The sequence below is a fragment of the Bradyrhizobium japonicum USDA 6 genome (assembly GCF_000284375.1).
Lineage (GTDB): Bacteria > Pseudomonadota > Alphaproteobacteria > Rhizobiales > Xanthobacteraceae > Bradyrhizobium > Bradyrhizobium japonicum.
Genome location: NC_017249.1, coordinates 3379104 through 3391989 on the forward strand (window position 1 = coordinate 3379104; position 12886 = coordinate 3391989).

The following is a 12886-nucleotide window of genomic DNA, read 5'->3' on the forward strand; positions in this document are numbered from 1 at the left end:
ACATGACGGGTAGGTCGTGAGCAGCGCGTCACTGATCCTGACCGATTGCGGCCTGGCGCTCGCCGAGCCTAAGGCCGTCGGCGCGCATGGGAGCACCAAGGTGCTCGCCGCGTCAGCCCTGGGCGGCTGCCTCGTGTTCGTCAGCGGCGCCGTCGTCACGGTCGCGCTCGCGGCGATTGGCCGAGATATGCGCCTTTCGCCACTTGACCTGCAGTGGGTAATGAACGCCGAACTCCTGCCACTCGCGGCCCTGACCTTGGGCGCCGGCGCTCTGGGTGACCGGTTCGGACAGAAGCGGGTCTTCCTCGCTGGGATCGCCCTTTACGGTCTGGGCGCGACCGCAATTGCTTTCGCGCCGAGTTTCGCGCCCCTCATCGGCGGCCGCTTCCTGCAAGGCGTGGGCGAAGCTGTGATCCTGCCCAACGGCCTTTCCGTGCTCGGGCGGGCCTTTCCCGCCGACAAGAAAGCCCGTGCGATCGGCATCTGGTCCGCCGTCGCTGCGGTCGCAAGTGGCATCACGCCCGCGATCGCGGGCGCGATCATTGATCACGGGTCCTGGCAGACGACCTTTCTGATGCTCCTGCCCATCGTCGCCAGCGCGCTGGCCTTCGGCACCGCGTGGATACCCAAGGACTCCCCGACCAGCTACGTCCGGATCGACGTCTATGGCGCGGTCCTTTCGACAGTCGGGCTCGGCTCGTTGGGCGCGGGGCTGACGAGCCTGACCAACGGTTCCGGTCCAACCCTTTGGGTGCTCATCACTCTGATCGTCGGTCTGGGCGGCCTAGCCGGCCTTATCGTCACACAGCGGCGACTAGGCGAGAACGCCATGCTGCCCCCATCGCTCTTCGCCTCGCGGTCGATCGTCGGCGCGAACCTGTTCACCGCGCTCCTCTACGGCCCGTTCACGGTCATGCTAACCTTGATCCCGTTCGTGATGATCCGGGGCGCGCACTTGCCGACGCTGGTGGCGGGCCTAGCCTTCATTCCTCTGCAAGTACTGATTACGGTCGTCTCGCCGCTCGCCGGCATGCTCTGCCGCCGGTTCGGCAGGCGCCTGCCATTGTTCGCCGGCAGCGCCGTCGTCGCCTTGGGCTGCATCGTGGCGCTCCGTATCGGTCCGAACGCGACCTATTGGGAGGACATCTTCCCCAGCATCCTGTTGCTGGCGCTGGGCATGAGCCTTGCGATCGCGCCGTTGACGACCCTCGTCCTCACGTCCGTCGAGTCCGATCGAGTCGGAACCGTGTCTGGCGTCAACAGCGCAGTCTCACGCGCCGGGTCGCTGTTCGCCATCGCATTGCTCGGCGGTGTGCTGCAGCAAGGCGGTCCTCAGCTGTTCTGGGGATTCCACATGGCGATGGTTGTCGCCGCCGTCGCCTGCGTTCTCGCCACGCTCGCGGTGTTCATCATCGAGCCGGGGCCCCACGTCGACTTCATCCCGCGAGACTGACCGTTCGGTGTCGGCGAACAGCAGGCCGGCAAGGTCGAGAGGGAGCAATGAAGAACGAATACCAACCTCTAGGCAGAAGGAGAAACTCATGAAGATCCGGACCATTGTCGCTGTCACCTGCGCCGCCTTCTCGATGGCCGGCTCCATCCGCGCCCATGAGCGCGAAGCGGAAACCGTCGCGAAGAAACTCGAGGCGGCCATTCCCAATGTCCCTGGCAAGTCGCTGCTCGCCCTGGAGGTCGATTACGCGCCGGGCGCGGCATCCCCGCCCCATACCCATGCGAAGTCGGCTTTCATCTACGCTTACGTCATCTCGGGCGCGATCGAGTCGAAGGTGAACGACGGGGCGAAGCGCATCTATCGGGCAGGCGAGGGCTGGTCGGAGCCGCCGGATGCAACCCATTCGATCAGCCGCAATGCGAGCAAGACAAAACCGGCGAAGCTGCTCGCTGTCTTCGTCCTCGACACCAATGACAACCCGCTGACGACACCCCTCAAGTAGCGTACTCACCCAGCCTGGCACGAATTCACGGTGAAGATATCGGCCACGAGTTTACCTCGGCCGTTGTCCGCCGTGGCACCGAAAGCGGAAAATATGCTTCACGTGAATGACAGCATCGAAGCTGTTGAAAATGTATTTGCCCGAGACGTCGTCGGCGGCTTATCCGCTGATGTGAAGACGCTGCCGAGCCGTTGGTTATACAACGAGCGTGGATCTGAACTCTTCGAAGAGATAACGAGGCAGGATGAGTATTATCTGACCAGAGCCGAAACGTCGATCTTGCGAGAGCGGCAGCGGGACATCGCCAATTTTATAGAGCCTGGCGCGGTTCTCATCGAGTATGGTGCGGGAGCCGGCGTTAAGACGGAGCTTGTGCTGTCAGGCCTGCGTGACCCGCGAGGCTACGTGCCGATCGATGTCGCCGATGCTTTCCTTGCAGAAACGTCCAGGAGGATCGCTTCGCGCTTCCCGTCGCTCTGGGTCCGTCCCATCGCGCGCAATTTCCTGGATGTATTTGAGGTTCCGTTTGATGGCTTCAGCGGCGGCAGGACAGGTTTTTTTCCTGGCTCGACGATGGGGAATTTGAATGCGAGCGAGGCGAAGGCCTTGCTCATGCAGATGGGGCGACACTTGGGCAAAAACGGACGTGCCATCATCGGTGTCGATCTCCAGAAAAACGTAGATACGCTTTTACGTGCTTACGACGACAGCGCTGGTGTGACAGCCGCTTTCAACCTCAACCTCCTTGAGCGGATCAACGCCGAACTGGGCGGCGATTTCCGTTTAGAGCGGTTCAAGCACGTGGCGCGCTGGAACGAGATCGAGAAAGCAGTAGAGATGCATCTGGTTAGCGTGTGTGATCAGCGCGTTACCCTCTGCGAGCGCGCGTTTGGCTTCAGAACGTCGGAAAGCATTCATACTGAGAGCTCCCGAAAATATACTGCGGAGAGCTTCGAGCGGCTTGCCCGCTCCGGCGGATGGAAGGTTGTCGAGTTCTGGCAGGACGCGGGCGGATTATTCGGCCTGTTCGGGCTCATTCGCTATTGATCGGCCGATGATGCGCCACACCAGGTCTTCCGAAACCAGCGTGAGAGTTGCGGTGTAAAGGAACGCGGCATGGAACAGTCCCCCCAGATCGGCGACAGGATCACCGACAAATCAGCGTTGCCCGACGACAGCACTGTCCGAGACTGGATCGGGCCGAAGGCGTTCGGGCATTGGGCCGAGCTGCGAAAATGGATCGAGGCATACTACCCCGGTGTTTTCGTGCCGGACTGGCTCTATCGTGGCAAGAAGCGTGGTTGGTCCCTGCGTTACAAGAAATCCAAGGCATTCTGCACTTTCCTGCCGGAATACAGGCTGTTTTCAGTCGAGGTGGTCCTGGGGGCAGCAGAGCGAGAGAAGTTTGAGGCGCGGCGTTACGGGTGGCGCTCGCAGCTGGTGAAGCTCTATGATGAAACCCGAACATACCCTGACGGAAAATGGTTGAAAGTTGCGATCTCATCCGCAGCCGATCGGCATGACGTGACGGAGCTTCTAAGTCTGAAGCGCCCTCCCTCGCGGTCACGCGGTTGAGATGCCCGCGCCATGGTCGACTTCCAGATGAGATAGGCGCGCGCATCGAACATCTTCTTGTGCGGCGGAGCGACGTCATCGTCCTAGTGGGCGATCTGGCGGCCTAGAGCGATCCCTTGAGTGCCCCGTCGAAGGGCTCCGGCGCCTCGACGTCAAATGACGGCGCATTGGAGACGTCGGTCACCACCTGCCTGTCGGCAATGGCTTCTTTGAACCCTTCGCCGGTGACGGTGTTGCCGCCCGCTTTCCGCGGCGCTGTGATCACTTCGTGGCCGCCTTGGCGAAGGACGGCGACAGTATTCGCGGCAACCAAAAGCCCGGACACATTCCCAAGAATCCTTCCTGGGTGCATCCGGGCTCTTGCGTCATGCTCGCACAGAGCGTCCTCAGAGATCGTCGATGCGAATGGGTTGAGTTCAGATCGAGCCAGCCGGCGCAACGGCAGGAAAGTCCTTCTCGGGATCGAACACGTTGTTGAAGAAGTTCGTCAGAGAGTACATGGCCACCAGCGCGACTATCTCGATGACATTCGCATCCGTGTAGCCTGCATCGCGGACGACTTTCAGATCGGCGTCACTAACCTTGCCGCGGGTCTCGATGACTTTGCGCGCAAACTGAATGGCGGCGTCCCGCTTCGGGTCGGTGGCATGGCCCTTCCGGGCGAGAGTGATTTCATTGGCGGGCAGCTTGGCCATATGATTGGCCGTAAAGCTGTGAACCGTCAGGCAGTAGTCGCAGCCATTCACTTCGGAGACAGCGAGGCCGATGCTGTCGCGCGTCTTCACGTCTAGCGCCTTGCTCAAGGAGCCAAGCAGGGCGGCCCATGAGTTGAACGCGATCGGGCTTGCCGCGAAGGCCGCCATCATATTTGGGGTGAACCCGATGTTCTTGGTGAACATATCGAGGGTCGCTTTCGAATCGGCCGGCACTTGGTCCGGTTTCAGAGCTGCAATTCTTGGCATCATAATCTTCGCAAGTTGCTGGGTTCACAGATAGTCAAACGAGATCCAACACATCAGCCACCGGACGGCGCGGCTTTTGTGGCCAGTTTCCCGGGCGCTCGGCGCCTACCGACAACAACATGACCGGTACTTCGTCCTCGGCCAGTCCAAAATCTCGGTGCACCGCTTCCGCATCGAAACCGATCATCGGCGTCGAACCTAGGCCTAGGGAGCGGGCCGCATAGATCATGGCGGCCGCGCCGAAGGCGCCGGTGCGCACTGCTTCGTCGCGCTGGCGCTGCGGGTAGTCCTTATAGAGATCGCGTGCGGGGATTTCCCAATCCGGTATCAACTTTGCCGGCATGATACCCGCCTCCACCACCGGCGCCAGGCGGTCCGGAATTACACTGGAATCAGCCAACTGGCCGCAGATGATAAAGGTAACGGCGGCTTCAGTGATCGCCGGCTGCTTCCAGGCGATCGGACTCAACCGAGCCTTGGCTTCGGGCGTGCGTACCGCGATGAAGCGCCAGTTCTGCAAATGGAAGGATGTCGGCGCAGTAGTGCCGATTCGCACTAGCTCGCGGATTTGGTCATCGCTCAAAGTGGCGGCAGGGTCGTAGTATTTGGCGGAGCTGCGGCTCAGGATACATTCGATGACAGCGTTGGTCATGGCGAGTCTGTTGGTCATGTTGATTCCTGTGCGTTAGGGGATGATTTGAGATAACGAGTGCTTTCGCTCTCTTTGCTTGATATGCCGCAGGGATGGAGGCCCGGTTGGCATCTCATGCCCGGGGGCCGTGGTGGTTTCCTGGGTTGCGGCGCGTCCGATAGGACGCGACAGCCGCGTGCATCGAATGTGGGTCGTTCACGGACGAACGCGGATGATCGTCTTCCCGCCGATCCGCTTTGTCGGTTTGAGGGCGGCGACGGCATCTTCGAGCGTCGTTACGTGGCCGATGTTCGTGCGCAGTCGCCCGTCCCGAACCCGCCGGACGATCTCAACCAGTTGGGCACGATCGGACTCGACGACGAAGTCGACCGCCAGGCCATCGGCGGGCCGCGCCTTGGCCGGCCCGACGATGGACACCAGCGTTCCTCCGGATCGAGCCAGGCGCGCGGAGCGCTTCCCGATGTCGCCGCCAATGAGATCGAACACCAGATCGACCGGGCCGACGTCTTTTAGAGCGTCGTTCTCCAGGTCGACGAACTCATTCGCGCCGAAGTCGAGCGCCTTCTGACGGTCGGCGGCGCGTCCGGTGCCGATGACATAGGCGCCGGCCTCACGCGCGAGTTGCGTCACCATCGACCCGACTGCGCCAGCCGCGCCGTGCGCAAGGACGCTCTGCCCCGCCTGAAGGTGGCCGTGCACGAACAGTCCCTGCCACGCGGTCAGACCCGAGACCGGCAGGCTCGCGCCCACCGTGAAATCAACGTCGCCCGGCAGCGGCGCGAGGTTGCGTGCCTCGATCGCCACATACTCGGCCAGTGTGCCATCGCGATACCAGTCCGCGAGGCCGAACACCCGCTGTCCCACCGACAGGCCCGTCGTGCCATATCCGAGAGCGGTGACCACTCCAGCCAACTCGTGCCCGGGAATCGACGGTGTTCGGTCACGATCGAGGCGATCGGTCCACGTCGAAGGCCACGACAGCTCGGTTCCAACGAATCCTGACGCATGAACCTGAACGACGACGTCGTTTATTGCTGGCCGCGGTTCGGGTCGCTCCACCAGCTTCATCCCGGCCATTCCCGCAGCTTGGTCTGCCACGACGATTGCCCTCATCGCCAACCTCCTCGTGTGTGGTATGTCGTCATCTTCCGATTTGCCTCGCGGGCGAACAAAAATACGATCGCGAAATTCGATGGTCCAATGACCTGTGGCTATGGAATCGATGCCATCGACACGAAAGATCAAAGCGCGTCGGCAGTGAACGTCGGAGCGAATGCCCCACGATGGAGGATCTCCGGGCACTGAGGACGCAAGAAAGAGCTGCAATGCGGGTTTGATAGGCTGCGATGCGCCGGTACAGCGATCGACGGCACGAGAGATGCTCAATCCGGAGTGATATTCGGGATCGGGAGTTGAGCCAGATCATCCTCGTAGCTGGCCTGAGTGCTTGGGCTGTGGCCGGAAGCAGTAGCGTCCAGGCGCGTGTTGATAGCGGCACCGATGCCGAGAATCCTGCCGACAGGACAGAGGTTTGCGGCTTCCAGCAGGAGCGCGCGCTGATGCGCATCGAGTTCTCCGTCCAGCACGAGGGTGCGTGCGAACGAATCTCGTTCGCCCTGAGCGCCATGGCGGAAGCTGACGCTCACTTCCAGCCGCTCCAGCGGAAGTCTTTGGCGTCGAGCCTGAAAACGAATGCTCATAGCGGTGCATGCGGCGAGAGATGCGCTAAGGAGGTCGTAAGGATTGGGACCAGAAGAAATGCTGCCGACGCCATCCGGGCCGCCGACAGTAAACTGAGAGCCGCCGACACGGCATACCAGTGCATCATGATTAGTGGGGTCGCTTACGACAACAACTTCGCGGATCTTGGTCATGACTAGGTTCCGATTGTTCGAATGATCGACCACCGGCTTCGACGACGTGAACGCCAGCAAGCAGCGCAGAACGGGTCTTGAAGATAGTGCGAGGTCTCAGCGCCGCGTCCGCTCCGGGTCCGCTCCGGCCGGCGCGTTCAGCAACTAAATCCGGCGACCATTCGGGTAAAGCTATCATGTCGATAACCACCAGGAATGCTTCGGGAGTCGGTGCCGAAGCTCTGCGACGAGGAAATCCGTGAACCCGCGCGCCGGGCTTGACGGTCTTCCGCTCGCGACAACGCATTGACTTTCGTCGAGGCGAAGTCTCGGTCGGAGAAACAACGCGCGGGAATGGAAATCATAACGGTCGGACATTTCTCAATTAGGGGGCGGCGACGTAGTTTCACCCTGCAGGGGGCGGCGTGATGGCTCGTGGGCGATCAGTGGGTGCCGGAATTCCCGACGTACTGGGAAAACACTGCGGAGAAGAGAATGCTGCTGCCTCGTCGATCGGTTCCCGAACTGCGCGTGCCGACCCTTGCTCATGGCGACTTTGATCTTGCCGCCGACGCGCCGAAGCTGTTTACGCTGATATGCTTCTATCGCGGACTCCATTGCCCGGTCTGCCTCAAGTATCTGCGCGAGCTGGAATCGCTCATACCCGAGTATGAGCGTCGCGGTACAAAGGTCATCGCTATCAGCTCTGACGTTCGCGAGCGCGCTCAGGAAATGGCAAACAAGGTCGGCGCCAGCTTGCGATTCGGATATTCGCTGCCGCTGGCGGTTGCTCGCAAGTGGGGTCTCTATATTTCGTCGTCGCGTGGAAAGACATCGATCAACATCGAGGAGCCGTCACTGTTTTCGGAGCCCGGCGTATTTCTCATCCGACCGGATGGCACTTTGTATTACGGTGCGGTTCAAACAATGCCGTTCGCACGTCCGCTGTTCTCGGAATTGCTTCAGGCGATCGATTTCGCTATCGCCAGGGATTATCCGGCGCGTGGCGAGTATGACGGCCCTCTCTGAGCGGCCGTTGGCTTAGCTACCGGCACAGCCGTGAACATGAAGGCCGCTGCACGCTAGCTACTGTGTGATTCTCTGTTCGGCCCGGTTGTTTCGGGTTTGTTTGATCTTACCGGCTCTGGCCGAGCGTGACTCGGAATTCTCCGCAGAATAAGACGTCGCGGTTTCGAGTTCCATGCGGCCTGCGGCATTCCTCGCTACGGCATCGCGTTCGCGCGGCGAGCGGCAATAACGGCCGTTTATCGAGTTCATGGCGAGAGGTGATTTCCGTCGCCGGAATTGCAAGGCCATTCTCCAAAACATCGTCGAGCCTGAACCGGCGGTTCTGCGATCCAGGCGCGGATCACGATGAAAGATCGAGAGCGCAGTGGGTCGATATGCGAAGCAACGACGTAATCTAGATCATCGCGCTGGGTTCTTGGAGAGACGGAAGTGAGTATGACTGATAGACCGGCATCTCAGCTCGATCGCGGTTCGTTCTATCGCTTTCCACGATGTTGCGTCGCACCGATCGGTCTGCTGTTCGCGCTGGCGCTCGCCGGCTGCGACAAGAAGGCACAGTCACAGGAGGCTGCGCCTACACCGCCGCTGGTTACAGTCGCGCAACCAGTCAAGCGCACGGTCACTGACTGGGACGAGTTCACCGGCCGCTTTGAGGCGATACAGGAGGTTCAGGTCCGTGCCCGTGTCGGTGGCTTCGTCAACAGCGTCGAGTTCACAGACGGTGCGATCGTTCATGCCGGCGATCTGCTCTACATCATCGATCCGCGCCCGTTCGAGGCGGTCGCCTCACAAGCGCAGGGCCAACTCGACGACGCGCGGGCCAAGGCAGAGCTTGCCAAGCGTGAACTCGACCGTGGGCTGAACCTAGTCCAGACCAGCGCAGTTTCGGTGCAGGTCGTCGATCAGCGCCGTCAGGCCTTGCAGGCGGCCTATGCGGCCGAGACGCAGGCCGAGGGTGCGCTGAAGGCCGCGCAGCTCAATGTCGAATTCACCCACGTGCTGGCGCCGATCACCGGCCGCGTCAGTCGCCATCTGGTGACCCCCGGCAACCTCGTGCAGGGCGCCGATAGCGGCGCGACGTTGCTCACCTCGATCGTGTCGCTCGATCCGATTTACATCTATTTCGACGTCGACGAGGCGACCTATCAGCGCAACAGCAGGCTGTGGTTCGAAGGCAAGCGGCCGAGTTCGCGCGATACGTCAAATCCCGTGCAGGTGACGCTGACCGGGGAGATAAAGCCCTCGCATGAGGGGAAGATGGACTTCCTCGACAATCGACTGGACATTTCGACTGCGACCCTGCGCAGCCGCGCGATTGTCCCGAACAAGGATCTCTCGATCCTCCCGGGGCAGTTTGGCCGCGTCAGGATCATCGGCTCGTCGCCCTATGAGGCGCTGCTGATTCCGGACACCGCTATAGCCACCGACCAGTCGCGCAAGATCGTGTTCGTGGTCAAGGCAGACAACACGGTAGATGTAAGGCCGGTGATGCTCGGGCCGCTCGATGGGGGGCTGCGCGTGATTCGCGAGGGCCTCATGCCGGAGGATCAGGTCATCGTCGACGGGCTGCAGCGTGCGCGCGTCGGCGCCAAGGTGACACCGAAAAAGGCGCAGGCGCCGGCAGACGACAAGGCTCCGGCAGGTGCGAGGCCATGAATCTCGGAAAGCTTTCCATCAACCAGCCCATCTTGGCGATGGTACTGTCCATCGTGCTTGTGATCGTCGGCACGATCGCCTACCAGACGCTGCCGGTCTCGGAATATCCGCAGGCGGTGCCGCCGACCGTCACCGTCACCACGCAATATCCCGGCGCCTCCGCGCAGACCGTATCCGACACGGTGGCAGCCCCGATCGAGCAGGAGATCAACGGCGTCGAGGACATGCTGTATCTCTACAGTCAGGCGACCTCGAACGGCCAGCTCACCATCACCGTCACCTTCAAGCTCGGTATTGACCTCGACAAGGCGCAGGTACTTGTGCAGAACCGCGTCGCGATTGCGCAGCCGCGGCTGCCGGACGAGGTGCAGCGCAACGGCGTCGTAACCCGCAAGAACTCGCCCGACATCCTGATGGCCGTATTCGTGCTGTCGCCCGACGACTCGTTCGATCAGCTCTACATCTCCAACTACACGCTGCTGCAGGTGCGCGATCAGCTTTTGCGGCTCGACGGCGTCGGTGACATCCAGATGTTCGGCGCGCGCGACTACTCGATGCGACTGTGGCTCGATCCCGACCGGATCGCTGATGTCGGTCTGACATCGGGCGAGGTGCTGGCGGCGATCCGCGCACAGAACCTGCAGATCACCGGCGGACAGATCGCTGAGCCGCCGATCGCCGATCGCGCGCTCCAGCCGAACCTCGTCTTCACTGGCCGCCTCAAGGATATCGGGCAGTTTGAGGACATCGTGGTGAAGGCCGGTTCCGACGGCCGCACCGTACGTCTGCGCGACGTCGCCCGCGTCGAGCTCGGTGCGCTCTCCTACGCCACCAGCAGCCGCATACTACGCAAGTCGGCCGTCGCAATGGTGGTGACGCAACGGCCCGGATCGAACGCGCTCGCCACGGCGAAGGCAATCTCCACCACCATGGCGAAGCTGAAGGAAAGTTTTCCGAAGGGCCTCGACTACAATATCGGCTACAACCCCACCGAATTCATCGCCCAATCGGTCCATGAGCTGATTAAGACGGTGTACGAGGCGATGGCGCTCGTCGTCATCGTGGTGCTGGTGTTCTTGCAGGGATGGCGGCCTGCGATCATCCCGATCATCGCGATCCCAGTGTCGCTGGTCGGCACCTTCGCGGTGATGGCCGCGCTTGGATTCTCGATCAATAATTTGACGCTCTTCGGTCTGGTCCTCGCGGTCGGCATCGTGGTCGACGACGCCATCGTGGTGGTCGAGAACGTCGAGAGACACCTCCAGCACGGTATGAGCCGGCGCGAGGCGGCGCTCAAGACCATGGAGGAAGTCGGCGGCGCGCTGGTCTCGATCGCACTCGTGCTCTGCGCAGTGTTCGTGCCAACAGCTTTCCTGGGCGGTATCTCCGGGCAGTTCTTCCAGCAATTCGCCGTCACCATCGCAGTCGCGACCGCGATCTCCTGCTTCTGCTCGCTGACACTGTCGCCGGCACTGGCCTCCCAGATCCTTACTCCACACGAGGAGAAACGTCCGCCGGCGCGCTGGAACGTCATTGCGCGCGGCTGGGACGGCTTCACCGCGCTGTTCAACCGCATCTTCGATCGCCTAGCGCGCGGCTACGCGACCGCCGCCGACTTCGTGATCCGGCATACGATGGTGATGCTTGTGATCTATCTCGGGCTGATTGGCAGCGCCGGCTGGCTGCTCGTCACCACTTCGCAGGGCTTCATTCCCGCGCAGGATCGCGGTTACCTCATCATCTCGGCGCAATTGCCAGGCGCCGCGTCGCTGGCGCGGACCGCTGCGGTGGTGCGCGAAATCGAGCGGATCGCGCTGGATACGCCAGGTATCGTCCGCGTCGGGGCGTTCAGCGGGTTCTCCGGCGCGACGCGCACGCAGGCCGGTAATGCCGCAGCGCTATTCCCGGTGTTCGACGAGCCGGAGGCGCGGCAGAAGAGGGGATTGTCGGCCAACGCGATCACGGCCGATCTACGCAAGCGGCTGTCGGCGATCCAGGGCGCCTTCATCATCGTCATTCCACCGCCCGCGGTGCCAGGCATCGGCACTGGCGGCGGCTTCGCCATCCGCATCCAGGATCGACAAGGGCGCGGTCCCGAGCTGCTCGCAGCGGCGACCGACGAGCTCGTCGCCGCCGCCCGTAAGTCGCCAAATCTGACCTCGGTGTTCTCGCCTTTCACGGCGAATACGCCGCAGCTGTTTGTCGATATCGATCGTGTCAAAGCGCAGAAGCTCGCAGTCCCCATCGCCAACATCACCGACACGATCGAGACCTACTTCGGTTCGACCTATGTCAACGACTTCAACCTGTTTGGGCGTACCTATCACGTCACCGCGCAGGCCGATCTCCCATTCCGCAAGGAGACTTCCGATCTCGCGCGGCTGCGTACCCGGAACGCGGCCGGCGACATGGTGATGCTCGGCAGCGTCGTTGACTTCAAGGACATCTCGGGACCCGATCGTGTGGCGCGATACAATCTCTACTCGACGTCCGAGGTGCAAGGTGAGCCGGCGACGGGCGTAAGCTCGGCCACAGCGCTCAGCACCATCAAGCGATTGGCCGACGAAACGTTGCCGAGCGGCTTTTCTCTCGAATGGACCGATCTGTCCTATCAACAGGTGATGGGTGGCAATGCCGGCCTCTATGTGTTCCCGATCTGTGTGCTGTTCGTCTACTTGGTGCTGGCAGCGCAATATGGCAGCTGGACGTTGCCGTTCGCGGTGATCCTGATCGTGCCGATGTGCCTGTTCGCGGCCACCATCGGGGTGCGCTTCATGGGTCAGGACGTCAACATCCTAACCCAGATCGGCTTCGTGGTGCTGGTCGGACTTGCGGCCAAGAACGCGATCCTGATCGTCGAGTTCGCGCGCGACATCGAGCTTGAGGGCAGGTCGCGGCTGGAGGCTGTCATCGAGGCCTGCCGGCTCCGCCTGCGGCCGATCCTGATGACCTCGTTTGCTTTCATCCTCGGCGTGCTGCCCCTGGTGATTTCGACTGGTTCGGGCTCGGAGATGCGCCAGGCGGTCGGCGTCGCGGTGTTCTTCGGCATGCTCGGCGTCACGCTGTTCGGCCTGATCTTCACGCCGATTTTCTATGTGGTGGTGCGCAACCTCGCGGAAGGCAAGAACGAGGGCAGGCCAATTCAGCCGAGCGCGGCCGCGGCGGCGGCGGAATGAGCCGCGTTGACCGCGGTGCGCGATGAAG

12 protein-coding genes are annotated in these 12886 nt (G+C 61.8%); 7 read left to right on the forward strand and 5 right to left on the reverse strand.

The features are described from left to right. Positions 1-16 precede the first annotated feature (16 nt). The 4 genes from BJ6T_RS15860 (at position 17) to BJ6T_RS15875 (ending at position 3530) form a co-directional block, all read left to right on the forward strand. Positions 17-1453, forward strand: a complete 1437-nt coding sequence (locus tag BJ6T_RS15860) for an MFS transporter (RefSeq protein WP_014493442.1) — start codon at positions 17-19, stop codon at positions 1451-1453. 88 nt (positions 1454-1541) lie between these two features. Then, a complete protein-coding gene (locus tag BJ6T_RS15865; protein ID WP_014493443.1) occupies positions 1542-1955 on the forward strand; it encodes a cupin domain-containing protein in 414 nt (137 codons plus the stop codon). Between the two features lie 93 nt (positions 1956-2048). Next, the gene (gene egtD / locus BJ6T_RS15870) at positions 2049-3002 is read left to right on the forward strand and encodes an L-histidine N(alpha)-methyltransferase (RefSeq protein WP_014493444.1); all 954 of its coding nucleotides are present in this window, start codon (positions 2049-2051) and stop codon (positions 3000-3002) included. Between the two features lie 69 nt (positions 3003-3071). Beyond that, positions 3072-3530: a DUF3788 domain-containing protein gene (locus BJ6T_RS15875; protein WP_014493445.1), complete on the forward strand. Its 459-nt coding sequence runs from the start codon at positions 3072-3074 to the stop codon at positions 3528-3530. Between the two features lie 103 nt (positions 3531-3633). Here the strand turns inward: BJ6T_RS15875 and BJ6T_RS15880 are convergent, their stop codons facing one another. The 5 genes from BJ6T_RS15880 to BJ6T_RS43605 all read right to left on the reverse strand — a co-directional run bounded on the left by BJ6T_RS15880 (position 3634) and on the right by BJ6T_RS43605 (position 7018). Continuing rightward, entirely contained in the window at positions 3634-3855 is a 222-nt protein-coding gene (locus tag BJ6T_RS15880) for a hypothetical protein (protein ID WP_141378903.1), read from the reverse strand. A 91-nt stretch (positions 3856-3946) separates the two neighbouring features. After that, positions 3947-4492 (reverse strand): carboxymuconolactone decarboxylase family protein, encoded by a 546-nt coding sequence (locus BJ6T_RS15885; protein ID WP_028170016.1) that lies wholly within the window; start codon positions 4490-4492, stop codon positions 3947-3949. A 34-nt stretch (positions 4493-4526) separates the two neighbouring features. Continuing rightward, entirely contained in the window at positions 4527-5162 is a 636-nt protein-coding gene (locus BJ6T_RS15890; protein WP_014493448.1) for a nitroreductase family protein, read from the reverse strand. 177 nt (positions 5163-5339) lie between these two features. Then, positions 5340-6257 (reverse strand): NADP-dependent oxidoreductase, encoded by a 918-nt coding sequence (locus tag BJ6T_RS15895; RefSeq protein ID WP_028170015.1) that lies wholly within the window; start codon positions 6255-6257, stop codon positions 5340-5342. 269 nt (positions 6258-6526) lie between these two features. After that, the gene (locus tag BJ6T_RS43605) at positions 6527-7018 is read right to left on the reverse strand and encodes an OsmC family protein (RefSeq protein WP_014493450.1); all 492 of its coding nucleotides are present in this window, start codon (positions 7016-7018) and stop codon (positions 6527-6529) included. Between the two features lie 474 nt (positions 7019-7492). Here BJ6T_RS43605 and BJ6T_RS15905 point away from each other — a divergent pair, with 474 nt between their 5' ends. From BJ6T_RS15905 to BJ6T_RS15915, 3 genes are all read left to right on the forward strand, one after another. Beyond that, the gene (locus BJ6T_RS15905; protein WP_028170013.1) at positions 7493-8026 is read left to right on the forward strand and encodes a peroxiredoxin-like family protein; all 534 of its coding nucleotides are present in this window, start codon (positions 7493-7495) and stop codon (positions 8024-8026) included. A 435-nt stretch (positions 8027-8461) separates the two neighbouring features. Beyond that, a complete protein-coding gene (locus BJ6T_RS15910; RefSeq protein WP_014493452.1) occupies positions 8462-9682 on the forward strand; it encodes an efflux RND transporter periplasmic adaptor subunit in 1221 nt (406 codons plus the stop codon). Then, positions 9679-12858: an efflux RND transporter permease subunit gene (locus BJ6T_RS15915; protein WP_014493453.1), complete on the forward strand. Its 3180-nt coding sequence runs from the start codon at positions 9679-9681 to the stop codon at positions 12856-12858. Before BJ6T_RS15910 ends, BJ6T_RS15915 begins: the two co-directional genes overlap by 4 nt. Positions 12859-12886: the final 28 nt, after the last annotated feature.

Bases quoted from the DNA above. Each gene is read 5' to 3' on its own strand.
- BJ6T_RS15865 (WP_014493443.1), top strand. From the start codon at position 1,542: ATGAAGATCCGGACCATTGTCGCTGTCACCTGCGCCGCCTTCTCGATG.
- egtD (WP_014493444.1), top strand. From the start codon at position 2,049: ATGCTTCACGTGAATGACAGCATCGAAGCTGTTGAAAATGTATTTGCC.
- BJ6T_RS15875 (WP_014493445.1), top strand. From the start codon at position 3,072: ATGGAACAGTCCCCCCAGATCGGCGACAGGATCACCGACAAATCAGCG.
- BJ6T_RS15885 (WP_028170016.1), bottom strand. From the start codon at position 4,492: ATGCCAAGAATTGCAGCTCTGAAACCGGACCAAGTGCCGGCCGATTCG.
- BJ6T_RS15890 (WP_014493448.1), bottom strand. From the start codon at position 5,162: ATGACCAACAGACTCGCCATGACCAACGCTGTCATCGAATGTATCCTG.
- BJ6T_RS15895 (WP_028170015.1), bottom strand. From the start codon at position 6,257: ATGAGGGCAATCGTCGTGGCAGACCAAGCTGCGGGAATGGCCGGGATG.
- BJ6T_RS43605 (WP_014493450.1), bottom strand. From the start codon at position 7,018: ATGACCAAGATCCGCGAAGTTGTTGTCGTAAGCGACCCCACTAATCAT.
- BJ6T_RS15905 (WP_028170013.1), top strand. From the start codon at position 7,493: ATGCTGCTGCCTCGTCGATCGGTTCCCGAACTGCGCGTGCCGACCCTT.
- BJ6T_RS15910 (WP_014493452.1), top strand. From the start codon at position 8,462: ATGACTGATAGACCGGCATCTCAGCTCGATCGCGGTTCGTTCTATCGC.
- BJ6T_RS15915 (WP_014493453.1), top strand. From the start codon at position 9,679: ATGAATCTCGGAAAGCTTTCCATCAACCAGCCCATCTTGGCGATGGTA.